14 protein-coding genes, 1 tRNA gene and 1 pseudogene are annotated in these 19,227 nt (G+C 76.1%); 6 read left to right on the top strand and 10 right to left on the bottom strand.

Features of this window, described 5'->3' with window-relative positions; all coding sequences use genetic code 11:
- Positions 1-42: 42 nt before the first annotated feature.
- Positions 43-1,446, bottom strand: a complete 1,404-nt coding sequence (locus tag CP974_RS04775; RefSeq protein WP_031133591.1) for a GntP family permease — start codon at positions 1,444-1,446, stop codon at positions 43-45.
- 202 nt (positions 1,447-1,648) lie between these two features.
- Complete coding sequence (locus CP974_RS04770) at positions 1,649-2,179, bottom strand: gluconokinase (protein ID WP_031133593.1); 531 nt, start codon at positions 2,177-2,179, stop codon at positions 1,649-1,651.
- Between the two features lie 151 nt (positions 2,180-2,330).
- Here CP974_RS04770 and CP974_RS04765 point away from each other — a divergent pair.
- A pseudogene (locus CP974_RS04765) lies at positions 2,331-3,029 on the top strand (FadR/GntR family transcriptional regulator); the annotation flags it as partial.
- 265 nt (positions 3,030-3,294) lie between these two features.
- On the opposite strand, the gene CP974_RS04760 reads toward CP974_RS04765, so the two are convergent.
- The 3 genes from CP974_RS04760 to xylB are packed head-to-tail and all read right to left on the bottom strand — an operon-like array spanning position 3,295 to position 8,016.
- Complete coding sequence (locus CP974_RS04760; RefSeq protein ID WP_031133597.1) at positions 3,295-4,224, bottom strand: pseudouridine synthase; 930 nt, start codon at positions 4,222-4,224, stop codon at positions 3,295-3,297.
- A 58-nt stretch (positions 4,225-4,282) separates the two neighbouring features.
- Positions 4,283-6,562 (bottom strand): alpha-xylosidase, encoded by a 2,280-nt coding sequence (yicI, locus tag CP974_RS04755; protein ID WP_031133598.1) that lies wholly within the window; start codon positions 6,560-6,562, stop codon positions 4,283-4,285.
- A complete protein-coding gene (gene xylB, locus CP974_RS04750) occupies positions 6,559-8,016 on the bottom strand; it encodes a xylulokinase (protein WP_031133600.1) in 1,458 nt (485 codons plus the stop codon). The genes yicI and xylB overlap by 4 nt, the downstream gene beginning before the upstream one ends.
- Positions 8,017-8,142: 126 nt before the next feature.
- Between xylB and xylA the strand changes: the two genes are divergently transcribed.
- Positions 8,143-9,312 carry a xylose isomerase gene (gene xylA / locus CP974_RS04745; RefSeq protein WP_031133602.1) on the top strand — a complete coding sequence of 390 codons (1,170 nt, stop codon included), beginning with the start codon at positions 8,143-8,145 and terminating at the stop codon, positions 9,310-9,312.
- 385 nt (positions 9,313-9,697) lie between these two features.
- Here xylA and CP974_RS04740 read toward each other — a convergent pair whose 3' ends face one another.
- Together CP974_RS04740 and CP974_RS04735 are read right to left on the bottom strand one after the other, a co-directional pair.
- Positions 9,698-11,026, bottom strand: a complete 1,329-nt coding sequence (locus CP974_RS04740; RefSeq protein WP_031133604.1) for an ROK family protein — start codon at positions 11,024-11,026, stop codon at positions 9,698-9,700.
- Between the two features lie 119 nt (positions 11,027-11,145).
- Positions 11,146-11,233: transfer RNA gene (locus CP974_RS04735), tRNA-Leu, on the bottom strand.
- A gap of 377 nt (positions 11,234-11,610) precedes the next feature.
- Here CP974_RS04735 and CP974_RS04730 point away from each other — a divergent pair.
- The 3 genes from CP974_RS04730 (at position 11,611) to CP974_RS30815 (ending at position 14,232) form a co-directional block, all read left to right on the top strand.
- Positions 11,611-12,945, top strand: a complete 1,335-nt coding sequence (locus CP974_RS04730; protein WP_031135857.1) for a M20/M25/M40 family metallo-hydrolase — start codon at positions 11,611-11,613, stop codon at positions 12,943-12,945.
- A gap of 215 nt (positions 12,946-13,160) precedes the next feature.
- Positions 13,161-13,394 carry a chaplin ChpH gene (gene chpH / locus CP974_RS04725; RefSeq protein WP_031135855.1) on the top strand — a complete coding sequence of 78 codons (234 nt, stop codon included), beginning with the start codon at positions 13,161-13,163 and terminating at the stop codon, positions 13,392-13,394.
- Positions 13,395-13,542: 148 nt separating this feature from the next.
- Complete coding sequence (locus CP974_RS30815; protein ID WP_031135853.1) at positions 13,543-14,232, top strand: chaplin; 690 nt, start codon at positions 13,543-13,545, stop codon at positions 14,230-14,232.
- 87 nt (positions 14,233-14,319) lie between these two features.
- Here CP974_RS30815 and CP974_RS04715 read toward each other — a convergent pair whose 3' ends face one another.
- On the bottom strand, positions 14,320-14,508 hold the full coding sequence (locus tag CP974_RS04715; RefSeq protein WP_005319466.1) for a DUF5703 family protein: 189 nt from the start codon (positions 14,506-14,508) through the stop codon (positions 14,320-14,322).
- A gap of 47 nt (positions 14,509-14,555) precedes the next feature.
- Between CP974_RS04715 and CP974_RS04710 the strand changes: the two genes are divergently transcribed.
- Entirely contained in the window at positions 14,556-15,221 is a 666-nt protein-coding gene (locus CP974_RS04710; protein WP_031135848.1) for a hypothetical protein, read from the top strand.
- Positions 15,222-15,573: 352 nt separating this feature from the next.
- Here CP974_RS04710 and CP974_RS04705 read toward each other — a convergent pair whose 3' ends face one another.
- Entirely contained in the window at positions 15,574-18,108 is a 2,535-nt protein-coding gene (locus CP974_RS04705; protein WP_085921244.1) for an ATP-dependent DNA helicase, read from the bottom strand.
- The gene (locus CP974_RS04700; protein WP_031135074.1) at positions 18,105-19,094 is read right to left on the bottom strand and encodes an aldo/keto reductase; all 990 of its coding nucleotides are present in this window, start codon (positions 19,092-19,094) and stop codon (positions 18,105-18,107) included. The genes CP974_RS04705 and CP974_RS04700 overlap by 4 nt, the downstream gene beginning before the upstream one ends.
- Positions 19,095-19,227 lie beyond the last annotated feature (133 nt).

The following is a 19,227-nucleotide window of genomic DNA, read 5'->3' as shown; positions in this document are numbered from 1 at the left end:
TTCGGGGGCCCCGGCCCGGTACGGCCCGCCGCTCCGGGCGCCCTACAGCACCAGCGACAGCAGCAGGACGCACACGATCCCGACGACCGAGATGATCGTCTCCATCACCGACCACGTCTTGACGGTCTGGCCGACGTCCATCCCGAAGTACTCCTTCACCAGCCAGAACCCGGCGTCGTTGACATGGCTGAAGAACAGCGACCCGGCGCCGATCGCCAGCACCAGCAGCGCGGCGTGCGAGGCGGACATGTCGGCGGCGAGGGGCGCGACCAGCCCGGCGGCCGAGATCGTCGCCACCGTCGCGGAACCGGTCGCCAGGCGGATGGCCACGGCGATCAGCCAGCCGAGCAGCAGGGCGGGTATCGCCCAGTCCCGCGACAGGTCGAGGATCATCCGGCCCACACCGATGTCGATCAGCGTCGTCTTGAACCCGCCGCCCGCGCCGACGATCAGCAGCACGCCCGCGATCGGCGCCAGCGACCGTTCCACCGTCGTGGAGATCCGCTCCTTGGTGAACCCGGCCGCCCGGCCCAGCGTGAAGAGGGCGACGAGCACGGCCGCGAGCAGCGCGATCAGCGGCGACCCTACGGTGTCGGTGACCCGCTGGACGGGGTTCTCCGGGTCGTCCACGACGATGTCGACGAGCGCCTTCACCATCATCAGCGCGACGGGCAGCAGCACCGTGGCGACGGTGACGCCGAAGCCGGGCCGCTTCACCGGGCCCTCGTCCCCGGAGGTCCGCTGCGGCATCATGCCGTCGGGCGCCTGGACGTCGACCCAGCGGGCGGCGTACCGGGAGAACAGCGGGCCCGCGATGACCACCGTGGGCACGGCGACCAGAAGGCCCAGCGCGAGGGTGATGCCGAGGTCCGCGCCGAGCGCGTCGATGGCGACCAGCGGGCCGGGGTGCGGCGGTATCAGCCCGTGCATCACCGACAGGCCCGCGAGCGCCGGGATGCCGATCCGCATCAGCGAGTAGCCGCCGCGCTTGGCGACCATCAGCACGACCGGGATCAGCAGCACGATGCCGACCTCGAAGAAGAGCGGCAGGCCGATCACCGAGGCGATCAGCACCATCGCCCACGGCATGGCCCGCCCGCTCGCCCGCGCCAGGATCGTGTCGACGATCTGGTCGGCGCCGCCCGAGTCCGCGAGGAGCTTGCCGAGGATCGCGCCCAGCGCGACCAGCACGCCCACGCCCGCGACCGTCGACCCGAGGCCCCCGCTGAAGGAGGCGATGGTCGCGTCGAGCGGCGCGCCCGCGAACACGCCGAGGGCCAGGGACCCGATGGTCAGCGCGAGGAAGGCGTGCAGCTTGAAGCGGGTGATGAGGAGGACGATGAGGGCGATACCGCCGAGCACGGCGGCGCCCAGCTGCGCGTCGCCCGCCGAGGTGATCGGTTCGGCGGCGTCCGCTGCCAGCGTCTCGACGCTGAGTCTGGTCACGGTGAGTCCTTGGGAGGGAGGGCTCCGGGGAGCCGGTAGGTGGGAGAGGGGCCGGAGCAGAGGCGTGGGGGCCTTCAGGAGAGGGCACGGCCAGGCGCGGAATGCCTCGGGAGCGCCGCGGCCGAGCGGGGGGCCTTCAGGAGGGAGTCACGGCCGAGGGGGGAGGAGCCTCAGGAGAGCCGCGGCCGAGCCGGGGGGAGCCTCAGGAGAGAGGCGCGTTCGAGGGGGCAGGGCACCGCCGCAGCGCGGTCACGGCCCGGTCGGTGATCTCCTCCGGCGTGCCGGAGACGTCGACGGCGACCCCCGCCTCGTCCTCGCCGAGCGGCTGGAGCGTCGCGAACTGCGAGTCCAGCAGCGCCGTCGGCATGAAGTGGCCGCGCCGCCCCGCCATCCGCTCCCCGATCAGCGCCCGGTCGCCGCTCAGGTGCAGGAACACCACGCCGGGCGCGGCGGTACGGAGCCGGTCCCGGTACGCCCGCTTCAGCGCCGAGCTGCTCACGACCCCGCCGAGCCCCGCCCGCCCGCCGGCCCACCGGCCGATGGCGTCGAGCCAGGGCCACCGGTCGGCGTCCTCCAGCGGGACGCCCGCCGACATCTTGGCGATGTTCGCCGGGGGGTGGAAGTCGTCGCCCTCCGCGTAGGGCACGCCGAGCCGTTCGGCGAGCAGGGGCCCGATGGTGGTCTTGCCGGTCCCGGCGACCCCCATCACCACGACGACCAGGGGCTTGTCCATGGCTGAGTGCCTCACTGTCCAGGTCTGCGCTGCACGACGCCGGCTGCGGCGTCGGAACACTGAAACCCATGGGGTACGACGTATTCAAGACTCTGTGATGTAAAAGTCATACTTTTCAGGGGTGATCTTCAAGGGCGCATAGGCTGGGCCCATGACGACACAGGCCCGGGGACTCCATACGCATGTGCTGGACACCCTGGGCCTGGCCGTCACGGCGGGGGAGTACCCGCCGGGCAGCGTGCTGCGGACCGACGACCTGGCCCGGCGGTTCGACGTGTCCCGGACGGTGGTGCGCGAGGTCGTCCGCGTCCTGGAGTCCATGCACCTCGTGGCCTCGCGGCGGCGCGTCGGCGTGACGGTCCGCCCCACCGAGGAGTGGAACGTCTACGACCCGCAGGTCATCCGCTGGAGGCTGGCGGGCGCCGACCGTCCGCGCCAGCTCCGCTCGCTCACCGTGCTCCGGTCGGCCGTCGAGCCGGTCGCCGCGGGTCTCGCCGCGCTGCACGCCACGCCCGAGCAGTGCCGCGCCCTGACCGAGGAGGCCCTGGGCATGGTCGCCACCTCGCGGGGCCGCCGGCTGGAGGCGTACCTGGTGCACGACATCGCCTTCCACCGGATCGTGCTCGACGCGTCCGGCAACGAGATGTTCGCGCGCCTCGGCGACGTCGTGGCGGAGGTCCTGGCCGGGCGCACCCACCACCACGTCATGTTCGACGACCCCGACCCGGCCGCTGTCACCCTCCACGTCCAGGTCGCGGAGGCGGTGCGGGGGCGGGACGCGGCCCGCGCGGAGGAGCTGACCCGGCAGATCGCGCTCGGCGCCCTCCGCGAGCTGGACGTCCTGGCACCCCGGCCCACCGACGGCGCCGCGCCCACCGACGGCGCCGCGCCCACCGGCGGCGCCGCGCCCACCGGCGGGGACGCGCCCACCGGCGGGGACGCGTCCGGGCCGGAGGCACCCGGCGGCGCGGAAGGCGGGCCCGTACCGGGAGCGTCCGCCGCGCCCGCCGGCGCGGAGCCGGACACCGCGCCGCACACCGGCGTGTGACCCCCGTCCGGCACCCGCCGCTACACGGCCCGGCCGTCCCCGCGTCCGCTCCGCGGCACGCGGCGGCTCACCCCGCGGGCCACGCGAGCCGCAGCCGGCTCTCGAACCGCACGGGCGAGCCGCTGTACGGGTCGGTGAACTCCAGCGCCCGTGCCAGCAGTCGCAGGGGGCGCCCGTGGTCGTCGGGTCCGTCCGGCCGCACCCGCGGGTAGAGCGGGTCGTCGAGGATCGGCACCCCGAGCGCGCTCATGTGCACCCGCAGCTGGTGGGTGCGGCCCGTCTCCGGGAGCAGCCGGTAGCGCGCCAGGGCGCCCCGCCGCTCCACCAGCTCGACGCGGCTCTCGCTGTTCGGCTCGGCGCCCGGCACCTCGTAGGCCGCCACGACCCCGCGCTCCTTGACGATGTGGCTGCGCACGGTCGCGGGCAGGGCCAGGCCCGGGTCGTACGGCGCCAGCGCCTCGTACTCCTTGCGCACCCGCCGGTCGCGGAACAGCGTCTGGTAGGCACCCCGGTCCTCGGGCCGGACGACGAACAGCACCAGCCCGGCGGTCAGCCGGTCCAGCCGGTGCGCGGGCTGCAGGTGCGGCAGCCCCAGGTCCCGGCGCAGCCTGGCGAGCGCGGTCTCGGTCACATGGCGCCCGCGCGGGGTCGTGGCCAGGAAGTGCGGCTTGTCCGCGACCACGATCCGCTCGTCGCGGTGGACGACCCCCACGTCGAACGGCACCCGCTCCTCGGGCGGGAACTCCCGGTGGAACCAGAGGGTCCGCCCGGCCGCGTACGACTCGCCGCCCGCCACCGGCCGCCCGTCGGCCCCGACGAACTCCCCCCGCGCGAGCATCGCGTCCACCCGGTCGGCCCCGATGACCGGCCCGTACCGCTCGACGAGGTGCTCCCGCACGGTCGCCCACCCGCCGGCGGGCAGCCGTACGCGCACCGCGTCGACCCCGTCCCGCTGACCCAACGGCCCGGCGACCCCGCGACCACCCCGACGCCTCATCCCCTCAAGCTAACCGACGACGCCCCGCGCCCCCCAAGGCCCCCGCCCCACCCGCCGCTCACCGCACCGGGCCCGGCACCACCACCTCGCCCGAGCCCCGCGCGCCCCCCGACCCGACCACCCGCACCCGGAACTCCGCGGCCGTGCCGTGCGCGGCCACCCGCACGGCCCCGCCCGCGTCCCGCGCCACGGTGTACCGCGCGGCCGGCTCCCCCGACCGGTCCGGCACCTCCACCGCCGCGCCGTCCGCGTCCGGCTGGACCAGCAGGGTCAGCCCGTCCAGCCAGTCGCCGTCCGGCCGCTGGTCGTCCGCGCCCAGCGGCAGCACCGCGCCGGGCCGCACGTACAGCGGCAGGCTGTCGTACCCGTGCCGCTCCCGCCGCCACACCGGCCCCGTCACCCGCTCCCCGGTCAGCAGATGCGTCCAGGTGCCCTCCGGCAGGTAGAACTCGACCTCCCCGTCGGCCGAGAAGACCGGCGCCACCAGCAGGTCGGGACCGAGCATGTACTGCCGGTCCAGCGTCCGGCACCCCGGATCGGCGGGGAACTCCAGCAGCATCGGCCGCATCAGCGGCACGCCCGTCCGGTGCGCCTCCACGGCCGCCCCGTACAGGTAGGGCATCAGCCGGTGCTTCAGCTCCGTGAACTGCCGGGCGACCTCCACCGCCTCCTCGCCGAACTCCCACGGCACCCGGTACGACATGTTCCCGTGCAGCCGGCTGTGCGACGACAGCAGCCCGAAGGCCAGCCACCGCTTGAACACCGCGGGCTCCGGCGTCCCCTCGAACCCGCCGATGTCGTGGCTCCAGAACCCGAAGCCCGACAGGCCCAGCGACAGCCCGCCCCGCAGCGACTCCGCCATCGCCTCGAACGACGCGAAGCAGTCGCCGCCCCAGTGGACGGGGAACTGCTGCCCGCCCGCCGTCGCCGACCGCGCGAACAGCACCGCCTCGCCGCGCCCCCGCTCCCTCTCCAGCAGCTCGAACACGCACTGGTTGTAGAGGTGGGTGTAGTAGTTGTGCATCCGCTCCGGGTCGGAGCCGTCGTGCCACACCACGTCCGTGGGGACGCGCTCCCCGAAGTCCGTCTTGAAGCAGTCGACGCCCTGGTCCAGCAGCGTCTTCAGCTTCGACTGGAACCAGGCGCGGGCCGCCGGGTCGGTGAAGTCCACCAGCGCCATCCCGGCCTGCCACAGGTCCCACTGCCAGATGTCCCCGTCCGGCCGCCGCACCAGATACCCGAGCGCCGCGCCCTCCGCGAAGAGCGCGGACTTCTGCGCGATGTACGGGTTGACCCACATGCTGACGCGCAGCCCCCGCTCCTTCAGCCGGGCCAGCATGCCCTCCGGGTCGGGGAAGGTCTCCGGGTCCCACTGGAAGTCCGACCACCGGTACTCGCGCATCCAGAAGCAGTCGAAGTGGAAGACCGACAGCGGGATCCTCCGCTCCGCCATCCCGTCGACGAAGGAGGCGACGGTCTCCTCGTCGTACGGGGTGCAGAACGAGGTCGTCAGCCACAGCCCGAACGACCAGGCCGGCGGCAGCGCGGGCCGCCCGGTCAGCGCCGTGTAGCGGGACAGCACCTCCTTCGGCGTCGGACCGGCCACCACGTAGTACTCCAGCGACTGGTCCTCGACGCTGAACTGCACCTGCCCGACCGCCTCGGAGCCGATCTCGTACGACACCCGCCCCGGATGGTTGACGAAGACGCCGTAGCCCCGCGACGACAGGTGGAACGGCACGTTCTTGTACGCCTGCTCGCTGCTGGTGCCGCCGTCCGCCTGCCAGAGGTCCACGCTCTGCCCGTTCCTGACGAACGGTGTGAAGCGCTCGCCCAGCCCGTACACGTCCTCGCCGACGCCCAGGGAGAGCCGCGCCACCATGTGGTGCGCCCCGTCCCCGTCCACCACGAACGCCGTGCCCTTCGGCCCGGCCCCGGTGAGCCGCCGCCCGTCCGCGTCCAGGAAGTCCAGCCCCCACGGCCCGTCCCGGTCCAGCCGTACGGTGAGCGGACCGCTGGTCAGCTCCGTCACGGAGCCGTCCCGCCGGGTGCGGGCGAAGCCCCCGCCGCCCGTGCCGGCGCCGGGCAGCGCGAAGTCCGGCCCGCGGTGCGCCCGGCCCGCGTGGTGGGTGGCGCGCACGCCGATCACGCCCTCGGCGGGGGAGAAGCACTCCACCGTCAGGAGCGGCGAGTTGAGGGTGTGCCCGCGGTGCTCGACGCGCCTGACCGCCGCGTACGCGGTGAAGTGGTCGTCGCTGACGTGGAGATCGCGCACCTCGGTCGCGTAGGAGGCGGTGACCCCCTCCCGCATGAGCCAGAAGCCGTCGGTGAACTTCATCGGTGTCCCTGTGTCGTGAGGAGCGCGGTGGCCCGGTCGAGTACGGCGGAGATCCGGTCCAGGGTGGCACGGTCCGGGGGTACGGGCGGCAGCGTCTCGCCCTCGCCGGTCCGCCAGCCGGCCGCGACGGCCACGGGGTCGCCCCCGCCGGCGGCGCCGGCCGCCAGCGCGGCGGCGCCCACGGCGACCAGCTCGGTGGTGCGGGGCAGGACCACGGCCCGCCCGGAGAGCCTGCGCACCGTCTCCACCCAGGCACGGCCGCGGGCGCCGCCGCCGACGAGCCGCAGCGGCGCGTCGGAGGCGGCGCCCGGCAGTTCGCCCAGGGCGCGCAGCAGGGCGAAGACGGCGCCCTCGTAGGCGGCGCCGAGGAGCTGCCGGGGGGTGGTCGTGTGGCGCAGGCCGGTCATCAGCCCGGAGGCGCCGGGCAGGTCCGGGGTGCGCTCGCCGTCGAGGTACGGCAGGACGACGGCCTCGCCGCCGGGCGCCGCGTCCTCCCGGTCCAGGCCGAGCAGCGCGGCGACCCGGTCGACGGCGAGCGTGCAGTTGAGGGTGCAGCCGAGCGGCAGGTAGGTGCCGTGCCCGTCCGCCGCCGCGAACCCGGCGAGCGCCGGGTTCGCGGGCCTCTCGCGGGTCGCCGCGAAGACGGTGCCGGACGTGCCCAGCGACACGGCCGGGTGGTCGAGGAGCCCGGCCGCGCCGAGGCCCAGGCCGACGGCGGCGGCCATGTTGTCGCCCGTCCCGGCGGCCACCGGGATCCCGGCGGGCAGGCCGAGCGCCGAGGCGGCCCGCGCGGTGAGCCCGCCGGCGAGGGCGCCGCCGGACGGGGCGGCCTTGGGCAGCAGCGCGGCGTCCAGCTCCAGCAGGTCCAGGAGGCCGGGGTCGTACGCCCCGGTCGCCGTGGAGTACCAGCACGTGCCGGACGCGTCGCCGGGGTCGGTGACGGCCGTCCCGGTCAGCCGCTCGGTGAGGAAGTCGTGCGGGAGGCGCACGGCGGCGGCCGCGTCGGCGGTGCGCGGCTCGTTCTCCCGCAGCCAGCGCCACTTGGCGGCCGTCATGGACGCCACGGGCACGGAGCCGGTGCGCTCCAGCCAGCTCCGGGCGCCGAGCCGGGCGGTGAGGGCGGCGGCCTGCGGCGCGGAGCGGGTGTCGTTCCACAGCAGGGCGGGGCGCAGCGGCCGGCCGGAGCGGTCCAGGACGACGAGCCCGTGCTGCTGCCCGGCGACCGCGACGCCGGCGACCGCGCGCGGGTCGGCGCCGGCCCGCGCCAGCCCGGCCGCCACGGCCTCGCCGAGCGCCGCCCACCACCGCTCGGGGTCGCTCTCCCGCGCGCCGTCCGCGCCGGTCACGGTGTGCGGGGCGCGGCCGACGGCCAGGATCCGGCCCGTGGCGGCGGCCACGACGGCCGCCTTGGTGGACTGCGTGGAGCTGTCCACGCCGATGACGAGGGTGTCCATCTTTTGATCGTACACAGAACAAAACCCATTCGGCAGGTGGTCAAGGGGCGTGGACCCTTGGAACACCGCCCGCCCTAAGCTATTAGTAATCAAAGCAAACAAATGCCGAGACAAGGGATCCCGACCATGCCGGATCGCTACACCCCCACCCCCGAGGACAGGTTCACCTTCGGTCTGTGGACCGTGGGCTGGCAGGGCGCCGACCCGTTCGGCGCCCCCACCCGGCCGGCCCTCGACCCGGTCGAGACCGTCGAGCGCCTCGCCGCCCTCGGCGCGTACGGCGTCACCTTCCACGACGACGACCTCGTCCCCCACGGCTCCTCCGACGCGGAGCGGTCGAGCGCCGTCAAGCGCTTCCGGGCGGCGCTGGACCGCACCGGCATGAAGGTGCCGATGGCCACCACCAACCTCTTCACGCACCCCGTCTTCAAGGACGGCGCCTTCACCGCCAACGACCGCGACGTCCGCCGCTACGCGCTCCGCAAGACGATCCGCAACATCGACCTCGCCGTCGAGCTCGGCGCCACCGTCTACGTCGCCTGGGGCGGCCGGGAGGGCGCCGAGTCGGGCGCCGCCAAGGACGTGCGCACCGCCCTCGACCGGATGAAGGAGGCCTTCGACCTGCTCGGCCAGTACGTCACCGAGCAGGGCTACTCCCTGCGCTTCGCCGTCGAGCCCAAGCCCAACGAGCCGCGCGGCGACATCCTGCTGCCCACCATCGGCCACGCCCTCGCCTTCATCGAGCGCCTGGAGCGCCCCGAGCTCGTCGGGGTCAACCCGGAGACCGGCCACGAGCAGATGGCCGGCCTCAACTTCCCGCACGGCATCGCCCAGGCCCTGTGGGCGGGCAAGCTGTTCCACATCGACCTCAACGGCCAGTCCGGCATCAAGTACGACCAGGACCTCCGCTTCGGCGCCGGCGACCTGCGCCAGGCGTTCTGGCTGGTCGACCTCCTGGAGACGGCCGGCTACGACGGCCCCCGCCACTTCGACTTCAAGCCCGCCCGCACGGACGGCTCCGACGGCGTCTGGGCCTCCGCGGCGGGCTGCATGCGCAACTACCTGGTGCTCAGGGAGCGCGCCGCCGCCTTCCGCGCCGACCCGGAGGTCCAGGAGGCCCTGCGGGCGTCCCGCCTCCACGAACTGGCGCTGCCCACCGCCGAGGACGGCCTGGCCGCCCTCCTCGCCGACCCGGCGGCCTACGAGGAGTTCGACCCGGCGGCGGCCGCGGCCCGCTCCATGGCCTTCGAGCACCTCGACCAGCTCGCCCTCGACCACCTGCTCGCCACCCGCTGACCGCCCCGGGGCGGCGCCCGGGCGCCGCCCCGCGGACACGGCCCGTCAGGCACCCGGCAGGCCCGGCGGCAGGCCCGGCAGGCGCCGCCCCGACTCCGCGCGCCCGCTCCCACCCGGCGAACCGCCCCGGCCCGCCGCAGGACGTCACCGCCCGCCCCTCGCGGCCCGCGGCCACCCCGGCCCTCCCGGCCGAGCGCCGCCCCCGCCCGGGCGGGCACGTCCAGCCCGAGGCGGTCACCCCCGGCCCAGGCGCTTTCCCCGGTCCACGTGGTCACCCCCGGCCCGGGGGTCTCCCTGGCCCACGTGGTCACCCTCGCCCAGGCCGGCCTCCGGGTCCACGCCGGTCACGCCCGCCAGCGCCGGTCACGTCGTCACGCCCCCGCCCTCACCCGCCCTCGCCCGCAGCCGCCCCGCCCGTCCGCGCCGCGTGGCCCACCGGGTCCGCGATCACATCGCGCACGACGAGCGCCGCCGCGCCCCGCGCCGCGTCCCCCGACGACGAGGCGCCCCGCAGCCGCCCGCCACCCGGCGTCCACAGCCCGGACACCACCCGGCGCGCCAGCTCCGCGTCGACGGCCGGCCCCAGCCAGGGCATCAGCCCCCGGTACACCCCGCCCAGCACCACCGCGTCGGGGTCCAGCAGGTTCACCGCGCCCGACAGGACCAGCCCCAGCATCCGCCCCGCCCGCTCCAGGGCGCCGACCGCCCGCGCGTCCCCGGCGGCGGCGCGCCGCTCCAGCTCGGCCACGCCCGGCCCGCCCGCGTCCGGCGCCAGCCCCGCTTCCCGCAGCAGCGCGGCCTGCCCGGCGTACTGCTCCAGGCACCCGCGCGACCCGCACCGGCACCGGGGGCCCTCCGCGTCCGCCGGTACGTGCCCGATCTCCCCGGCGAACCCGTGCGCGCCGCGCAGCAGCTCCCCGTCGACCACGACGGCCCCGCCCACGCCGATCTCACCGGACACGTACAGGAAGCTCCGGGCCTTCGCGCGCCCGCCCTCCGGCGCCCCGCCCCCGCGAGGCCCGCCCTCCGGCGACCCGGCCGCCGCCCCCGGACCCCGCCCGCCGAACCACAGCTCGGCCAGCGCCGCCGCGTTCGCCTCGTTGTCGGAACCGGTCGGCAGCGCCCCCGGCACGGGCCGCAGCGCGGCGAGCGCCCCGGCGAACAGCTCCTCCGCCGGCACCCGGTTCCACCCCAGGTTCGGGGCCTGGCGCACGGTGCCGCCCGACACCAGGCCCGGCAGCGCGAGCCGCACGCCCGCCGGGACCAGCTCCTGCTCGGCCGCCGACACCAGGGTGCGGGCCGCGATCCGGGCCGCCCGCGCCAGCACCTCGCCGGGCGGCACGTCGCGGTTGTCCAGGTGCTCGGTGAGCCGCACCCGGTCCGTACCGGCCAGATCGACCACGCACACGGACACGTAGTCGACGTTGACCTCCACGCCGAGCCCGGCGGGCCCGGTCCGCGCCACCCGCAGCGCCGTGCCCGGGCGCCCCGCCTGCCCGCTGAACGTCTTGCCCGACTCGGTCAGGAACCCCCCGTCGAGCAACTGCTCGACCAGCGACGACACCGCCGCACGGGTCAGCCCGACGCGCGCGGCCACCGCGGCGCGCGTCGCCTCGCCCTCGTCGTGCACGGCCCGCAGCACCAGGCTGAGGTTGTGACGCCGCACGGTGGCCTTGTCGGCCTTGGGCTCCAGGGGTTCCGTCTCGTTCTTCATCGCCTCTCGCAGCAGTCGCCCAGCAGCGAAGGGTCCCGCCCGGCGGAGGCGCGGGAGCCGCCGGCCCGGCGGAGGGACCCCGAACAGCAGAAAGACCCCAGATGGACTGGGGTCTTCACTGGTGTCCGAGGGGGGACTTGAACCCCCACGCCCGATAAAGGGCACTAGCACCTCAAGCTAGCGCGTCTGCCATTCCGCCACCCGGACAAGGTGTCTGTCTCGCGGCCCTGGGCCGTTCCGACGTGGAAAACCATAGCAAACATTCGGCGTGCCCGATCACGCCCCCGCCCTCCGCCCCGACCGCCCCCGCCCTCCGCCCCGACCGCCCCCGCCCTCCGCCCCGACCGCCCCCGACCCGCCCTCCGCCTTCGACCGTCCCCGACCGCCCCCGCTCCCCGGCCGATCACGCCGCCGCGCCGGGCCCGCGCCGGGCGCCCGCACCGGGTCGGGGCCCGGCCCTCCCGCCCCCGCCCCCCGGCGCGGCGCCCGTGTCCCGGTGGCGCCCTTGGGCGCGGGGCCCGGTCGGTAGCAGGATGGCGCCAGACCAGCAGCCCCACGACGTACGACAATGCGGGAGGAACAGCGTGAGCGAGCCGAACCCGGTCAGGACCGGCCCCGAGACCACCGCGGAGAGCGAGGTCGTCGACCTCTGCAGCGAGCTCATCCGTATCGACACCAGCAACTACGGCGACCACTCCGGCCCCGGCGAGCGGGCCGCCGCCGAGTACATCGCGGAGAAGCTCGCCGAGGTGGGCCTCGAACCCCGCCTCCTGGAGTCCCACAAGGGCCGCGCCTCCACGGTCGCGAGGATCGAGGGCGAGGACCCCTCGCGCCCGGCCCTGCTCATCCACGGCCACACCGACGTCGTCCCGGCCAACGCCGCCGACTGGACCCACCACCCGTTCTCCGGCGAGGTCGCCGACGGCTGCGTCTGGGGCCGGGGCGCGGTCGACATGAAGGACATGGACGCGATGACCCTCGCGGTCGTGCGCGAGCGGCTGCGCTCCGGCCGCAAGCCGCCCCGCGACATCGTCCTGGCCTTCCTCGCCGACGAGGAGGCCGGCGGCACGTACGGCGCCCGCTACCTCGTCGACGAGCACCCCGACCTGTTCGAGGGCGTCACGGAGGCGATCGGCGAGGTCGGCGGCTTCTCCCTGACCGTCAACGAGCAGCTGCGCCTCTACCTGGTCGAGACGGCGCAGAAGGGCATGCACTGGATGCGCCTGACCGTCGACGGGACGGCCGGGCACGGCTCGATGACCAACCACGACAACGCCGTCACCGAGCTGTGCGAGGCCGTGGCCCGGGTCGGCCGCCACACCTGGCCGGTCAGGGTCACCAAGACCGTGCGGACCTTCCTGGACGAGCTGTCCGACGCGCTCGGCACCCCGCTCGACCCGGACGACATGGACACCACCCTCCACAAGCTCGGCAGCGTCGCCAAGATGGTCGGCGCCACCCTGCGCAACTCCGCGGCCCCCACCATGCTGGGCGCGGGGTACAAGGTGAACGTCATCCCCGGCCAGGCCACCGCCCACATCGACGGGCGCTTCCTGCCGGGGTACGAGGAGGAGTTCCTCAGCGAGCTCGACCGGCTCCTCGGGCCGCGCGTGCGGCGCGAGGACGTCCACGCCGACAAGGCGCTGGAGACCGGCTTCGACGGCGCCCTCGTGGACGCGATGCAGACGGCGCTGCGCGCCGAGGACCCGATCGCCCGCGCCGTGCCGTACATGCTCTCCGGCGGTACGGACGCCAAGTCCTTCGACGACCTCGGCATCCGCTGCTTCGGCTTCGCGCCGCTCCAGCTCCCCCCGGACCTCGACTTCGCCGGGATGTTCCACGGCGTGGACGAGCGGGTGCCGGTGGAGGGCCTGAAGTTCGGCGTCCGGGTCCTCGACCGGTTCATCGACGCGAGCTGAGCCCCGCCCGAGCCGGGAGCCCGAGCCGGGGCGTCACCCGACAGCACCCCGCGCGGGCTGAAAGTCAGGTGAAACGACCCTCCAATAATCGTCCGCGTGTACACATCTGACCGAAAAGGGTGAACGGGCGCCACGCCTCGTAGCCCGCCTGCCTCCTCCTCGTTACAGGTGATGCGGTCCGCGGCTGGGACCGCATTGCCAACATAGGAGGAACAATGATCAAGAAGATCGTCGCGACCGCGGCCGCCACCGGTGGTCTGGTGCTGGCCGGTGCGGGCATGGCCGTCGCCGACGCCGGGGCGAACGGCGCGGCCGTGGGCTCCCCGGGCGTCCTCTCCGGCAACGTGGTCCAGGTTCCGGTCCACGTGCCGGTCAACGTCTGCGGCAACACGATCAACGTCATCGGTCTGCTGAACCCCGCCTTCGGCAACACCTGCGTCAACGCCTGAGTCACCGCCTCACGTTGAGGCCCGACCCGACTGGGTCAGAGCCCGGCCGGCCTCGGAGCGCGCGCCACGCGTTCCGGGGCCGGTGGGCATTCGGCCGCCGCGCGAGGTGCGCGGCGGCAATCGGAAGCCAAGAAGGCAGGAACAAGCTATGCGACAGGTCACGCGCAAGAGCCTGACCATTGTGGCGGCGGCGGGCGGCGTGCTCGCCCTCGGCGGCTACGCCCACGCGTCCTCGGGCGCCGGGGCGAACGGCGTCGCGGCCAACTCCCCGGGTGTCGCGTCCGGCAACAACGTGCAGGCGCCGATCAGCGTCCCGGTGAACGCCTGCGGCAACACCGTCGACGTCGTCGGCGTGCTGAACCCGTCGTTCGGCAACAAGTGCGTCAACGAGTCCAGCGGCGCGAAGGCGAACGGCGCGGCCACGAACTCGCCGGGCGTCGCCTCCGGCAACAACGTGCAGGCCCCGGTGAACGTGCCGGTGAACGCCTGCGGCAACAGCGTGAACGTGGTCGGCGCGCTGAACCCGACGTTCGGCAACGGCTGCGGCAACGGCGCGACGCCGAGCCACCCGGGCGAGCCGGGCAACCCGGGCGAGCCCAGCGAGCCCCCCGCCCCGACGCCGAGCACGCCGAGCACGCCGAGCACGCCGAGCACCCCGAGCACGCCGAGCACGCCGAGCACCCCGAACACCCCGGGACCGCAGGGCGGTACGACGCCGGACGGCGGCGACCAGCTCGCCGAGACCGGCGCCTCCGCGCTCGGCCTGCTCGGCCCGGCCGGCGCCGCGGCCCTCATCGGCGGCACGATCCTGTACCGCCGCGCCCGCGCGGCCGCGTAAGCGCCGCGCTTCCGGCCGTGCACACGACGGAGCGGGCCCCGCACCACGGCGGCGCCCGCTCCGTCCCGTTCCGTCACACCCCGTCCGTCACCAGGTGGCGCGCACCTGTCGGATGATGCGCCTGCGCAGCCGCACCCGGCGGCTCCCGTCCCGGTGCAGGCTCAGACGGTCCAACTCCCAGTGCCCGTACTCGGCGTGGTCGGTCAGCAGCCGCGTCGCCTCCTTCCTGGAGACCCCCCGCGGCACGTACACATCGACGAATTCATATTCCGGCATCGCATCTATTGTGCGTGCACGGCCCCGGTACGGATAGCGTCTGGGGTATGTCTGATGCTGCGCAGCCCACCGCTGCCGAGGTACGCGCCGCCGCCGAGGCTGTCAAAGCCGCCCTCGACCGCCACCTGGCGGCGGTCGAGAACCGCACCGGTGACGACGACCCGGCGGTCTACGCCGCGTTCAACGACCTGGCCGCCGCGGCCGAGGCGTACGACGAGCGGCTCTACGACCGCTACGACGAGGTCACGCCCTTCGAGATCCCCGGCGTGGAGGACTCCCTGCCGCCGTACGCCGGACCGGAGCAGCCCAACGCCCTGAGCGTGCTGATCCGCCGCGACTACGCGGTGGCCGACGCCCAGCGGCTGCTCGCCCAGGCCCAGCACATCGCCGACGCCGAACGCGACGACGAGGGCGAGGCCGGCGCGTCCGCCGCGGTCGGCTCCAGCGTCCACGCGGCGATCGGGGTGCTGTTCGGCGAGTACGAGCCGGACGAGATCGCCTCCCGCCACAAGGAGTTCGGCCTGGAGGAGGGCGACTCCACCCTCTGGGTCGCCGCCGCGGACGAACTGCCCGAGGCGGGGGAGTGGCTCGCCACCCCCTTCGACCAGGCGGACCCGAGCCGCGTCATCTGCCGCTTCGACGTCAGCGCCGTCTTCGACGAGGACGAGCTGTACGAGGAGGACTCCACGGGCCGCTCCCACGAGCACCCCTGACCCCCGACCGCGACGGCCCCGGCCCCTCCGGCCGGGGCCGTCCCGCGCCCGCGCCCGCCCCCGCCCGCCGACGCCCCGCCCGACCCGGACGCGGGCGGCCCCGCCCGCCGCGTCCCGTCCGCCGGCACCGGACCCCGTGCGCGCCCGCCGGGACCGGGGAGCCGACGCCTCGCGTCCGGTACGGAGCCGCCTGCCGGCGCCCCGCCCTTCCGCCGCCGCTCACCCGCCCCGGGCTCCCTGCGCGCGCCCGCCCCGCCGGTACCGGGGAATCCGCGCCCCGCACCCGGCACGGAGCGCCCCCCGGCGCCCCTCCGGCGCCGGGAACGCCCCCATCCGCGGGACCGCGGCGCCCCTACTCCTCCTCCGCCGCCGGTACGGCCTCCAGCAGGGCGCGCAGCCGCGTCACCCGCTCCGGGGCCGCCGGACCGGCGACCGCCCGCGCCAGGGCCTGGTCCACCCCGTGCACGACCGAGAGGTGCCGCTCGCCCCGGCCGAACGCCGTGTACACCCACGCGCGGCTCAGTCCGCCCGCCGCGTCGCCCGGCAGCACCACGACCGCCGCCGGCCAGCGCATCCCGGCCGCCTGGTGCGCGGTCAGCGCCCAGCCGTGGCGCACCGCCGACTCCACCCGGTCCCGGGGGACGACCACCCGCTCCGGCCTCCCCTCGCAGTCGAGGTGCAGGCCCTCCGCGTCCGCCGACACGACCCGGCCCTGGACCGTGCGCCCCGGCGTACGCGCGTACGCCACCCGGTCGCCCGGGTCGAAGCCCCCGAACCGTCCCGGCCCCGGATTCAGCCGCTGCTTCAGCGCGGCGTTCAGCGCCCGCGTACCGGCCGAGCCGCCGTGGCCGACCGTGATCACCTGCGTCTGCTCCACCGGCACGCCCAGCGCCCTCGGCACCGAGTCCGCGACGAGCTGGACCGTCCGGTGCACGGCCTCGCCCGCGTCCCGCACCGGGACGATCACGACCTCCCGGCCCGGCGCGTCCACCTGCGACAGCTCGCCCGCGCCGATCCCGGACACCAGCTCGCCGATCGGGCCCGCGTCCGGCACCCGGGACGCCACCTGCGGGCACACCCGCGCCGCCAGCAGGTCCCCGAAGACCCGGCCCGCGCCCGCCGACGGCAGCACGTACGGATCGCCGCTCAGCACGAGCCGGCAGCCGTCCGGCACGGACTCCACCAGCATCGCGGCGGCCTCCACGTCCAGCTGCGGGGCGTCCAGCACCACCAGCAGGTCGAGGGCGAGCATCCCGTCCTCGTCCCGCCCCGGCCCGGCGGCGCCCGACAGCAGCGCCGCCACCGTGACGGCGTCCGCCTCGGGGCCGAGCCTGCGCCGCCCGTTCTCGCTGTGCACCGCCACGGCCGCGCGCAGCCCCAGCGCGCGGGCGGCCCCGGCCAGCGCCACCGGCTCGGCGCGCGCCGCCTCACCGCCCGTGTGGACCACCAGGCCCTGCGCGGCGACCGCCCGGACCAGCTCCGGCGGCCCCGCCGCCTCCGCCCAGCGCGGCTCGGGCCCCGAGCGGGCCAGCCGGGCCAGGCCGTCCGCGAGGCTCTCCTCGGCCAGCGCGTACCGGTCGAGCCCCAGCAGCACCGGCGAGGTGCCGCCCTCGGCCTCCGGGGCGGCGCCGTCCCCGTCCTCGCCGGGCTCCTCGTCCGCGTCGTCCCCGTCGTCCTCGTCGTGGAAGACCAGCACGGCGCCCTCGGCGACGGCGTGCCGCACGGCCTCCGCGGGATCGGGCACGGCACGCTCCGCCAGGCCCGCGCGCACGGCCGGCGCGTCCAGCGCCGTGTGCCCGCGCAGCGCGGCCTGCTCCAGCAGCCAGCCGACCAGGGCGTCCGTACGCCGGGCGTCGCCCGGACCGCAGTCGGCGCCCAGCAGGGCGCGGGCGAACGCGTCCGCCTGCTCCGGCCGTACGCCCGGCACCGAGAGGAGCAGCCACGGGTCCTCCCGCAGCCGCTCGGCGGCCGTGTCGCCGAGCGTCCCGGCGACCCGCACCGCCAGCGCCTCGGGGGCGCCGCCCCGGCCGAGCACGGTCCGTACGGCCGCCACCGTCTCGGGCGCCGCAGCGCGGGGCCCCGAGGGGGCGGGCGCCACCGGGGTCCGCGTCGGCGGCGCCGGCGGGGGAGCGACCCGGCGGGGAGGGGCGGCCGGTGCGGGGGAGTCCTCGAAGGCCACGTCCGGCGTCCGGCCGCTCTCCACGGCGCGGACGGCCGCCAGCAGGTCGGCGGCCCGGCCGCTCAGCTTGGTGCCGGCCGCGATGGGCTCCGCCCGCTCGGCCTTGCGCCGCTCGATCCGCTCCCGCAGCTCCCGCTGGGCGGCCAGCTCGGCCTCCGCCTCGGACACCCCGGCGGCGCCTCCGCCCGCCTCCCCACCGGCAGAGCCTTCTCCGCCTTCCTCACGGACGGCACCCCGGCCGCCGTCGGCCTCCCCCGGGCCGCCGCCGTCCGCGTCGGTGCGGGCGCCGCCCGCGTCCGCCTCCCCGGCGCCGGTCCCGCCGGGGGCCGCGTCCGGGGAGGACGTCTCCCCGGTCACGCCACCGTCCGGCGCCGCCCCGTCGGCGGTCGCGGGTCCTGTCCCGGTCGTCACCGCCTCGCCTGCCGCCGCCGGGCCCGTCCCGGTCGCCGGACCGCCGGCCCCCGGCGCGTCCGCGGACCCGGTCCGGGCCCGGTCCGCCGACCCGTCCGGCGCGGGACCCTCGCCGTCGGTGCCCGGCCCGGTCTCCGGCACCGCCGCGGTCTCGCCCGCCTCGTCCGCGCCGGCCGGGGCCGCGCCGGCCCCGCCGTCCGCCGGGGCCCCGGCCGCGGGGCCGGGCGGCTGCGGGGCGGTCGGGTCGTCGGCGGCGGCCGGGGAGTCGGGGTGCTCCCCCCGGGGGTGCGCGGTCACAGCGTGCTCCAGTCCTGGTCGGGGTAGCGGTGCACGGGCGCCGACACGTCGTCCAGCGCCCTGCGGATCTCGTCAGGAAGACTAAGGCCCTCCACTGACAGCGCCGCCGTGAGCTGGCGCGCCGTGCGCGCGCCCACCACCGGCGCCGTCACGCCGGGCCGGTCCCGCACCCAGGCGAGCGCGACCTGCAGCGGCGTCACCGCCAGGCCGTCCGCCGCCGTCGTCACGGCGTCCACGACGCGGCGCGCCGACTCGTCCAGGTACGGCTCCACGAAGGGCGCCATGTGGTCCGTCGCCCCCCGCGAACCGGACGGGACCCCGCCGCGGTACTTGCCGGTCAGCACGCCCCGGCCCAGCGGCGAGGACGGCAGCAGGCCCACACCGAGGTCCCGCGCGGCGGGCAGCACCTCGCGCTCCACGCCGCGCTGGAGGAGCGAGTACTCCATCTGCGTGGCCGCGAGGCGTGCCCGTGTGCCCGGCGCGGCGAGCTGCCACGTGGCCGCCTTGGCGAGCTGCCAGCCGCAGAAGTTCGCCACGCCCACGTACCGGGCCCGCCCGCTGGTCACGGCGATGTCCAGCGCCTGGAGCGTCTCCTCCAGCGGTGTCCACGGGTCGTAGGCGTGCACCTGCCACAGGTCCACGTAGTCGGTGCCGAGGCGCGCGAGCGACGCGTCCAGCGCCGCCAGCAGATGCCCGCGCGAACCGTCGAAGCGGCGCTCCGGGTCCGGGTCCGGCACGCTCCCCGCCTTGGTGGACACGACCAGGTCCCGGCGCGGGACCAGCCGCTCCGTCAGCTGCCCCAGGAGGTATTCGGCCTCCCCGCCGCCGTACACGTCGGCCGTGTCGACGAGGGTCCCGCCCGCCTCCCAGAACATCTTCAACTGCTCGGCCGCCTCGTGCTCGTCCGTGTCCCGCCCCCAGGTCAGGGTGCCCAGCCCGATCCGGGACACGCGCAGGCCGGTGCGGCCGAGATGCCTCTGCTCCATGGCCGCGACACTACTGGCCGCGCCCGGCGGCCCGGTCACCCTGTGGACGACGCGCCCCGCGGGCCCCCTGCCACCGCGCCCGCCCGCGCGCTAGAGTCCGCACACCACACACGTTACTGATCAGTAAAAGGGG

It is taken from the genome of Streptomyces fradiae ATCC 10745 = DSM 40063, assembly GCF_008704425.1.
Classification (GTDB): Bacteria; Actinomycetota; Actinomycetes; order Streptomycetales; family Streptomycetaceae; genus Streptomyces; species Streptomyces fradiae.
This window is presented reverse-complemented; position numbering and strand designations above follow the sequence as displayed.

What these genes read in the sequence shown, in the direction of transcription:
- CP974_RS30815 (WP_031135853.1), top strand. Translation starts at nt 13,543, where the DNA reads ATGCGACAGGTCACGCGCAAGAGCCTGACCATTGTGGCGGCGGCGGGC.
- CP974_RS04740 (WP_031133604.1), bottom strand. Translation starts at nt 11,026, where the DNA reads ATGAAGAACGAGACGGAACCCCTGGAGCCCAAGGCCGACAAGGCCACC.
- CP974_RS04700 (WP_031135074.1), bottom strand. Translation starts at nt 19,094, where the DNA reads ATGGAGCAGAGGCATCTCGGCCGCACCGGCCTGCGCGTGTCCCGGATC.
- CP974_RS04715 (WP_005319466.1), bottom strand. Translation starts at nt 14,508, where the DNA reads ATGCCGGAATATGAATTCGTCGATGTGTACGTGCCGCGGGGGGTCTCC.
- chpH (WP_031135855.1), top strand. Translation starts at nt 13,161, where the DNA reads ATGATCAAGAAGATCGTCGCGACCGCGGCCGCCACCGGTGGTCTGGTG.
- CP974_RS04710 (WP_031135848.1), top strand. Translation starts at nt 14,556, where the DNA reads ATGTCTGATGCTGCGCAGCCCACCGCTGCCGAGGTACGCGCCGCCGCC.
- xylB (WP_031133600.1), bottom strand. Translation starts at nt 8,016, where the DNA reads ATGGACACCCTCGTCATCGGCGTGGACAGCTCCACGCAGTCCACCAAG.
- xylA (WP_031133602.1), top strand. Translation starts at nt 8,143, where the DNA reads ATGCCGGATCGCTACACCCCCACCCCCGAGGACAGGTTCACCTTCGGT.
- yicI (WP_031133598.1), bottom strand. Translation starts at nt 6,562, where the DNA reads ATGAAGTTCACCGACGGCTTCTGGCTCATGCGGGAGGGGGTCACCGCC.
- CP974_RS04770 (WP_031133593.1), bottom strand. Translation starts at nt 2,179, where the DNA reads ATGGACAAGCCCCTGGTCGTCGTGGTGATGGGGGTCGCCGGGACCGGC.
- CP974_RS04760 (WP_031133597.1), bottom strand. Translation starts at nt 4,224, where the DNA reads ATGAGGCGTCGGGGTGGTCGCGGGGTCGCCGGGCCGTTGGGTCAGCGG.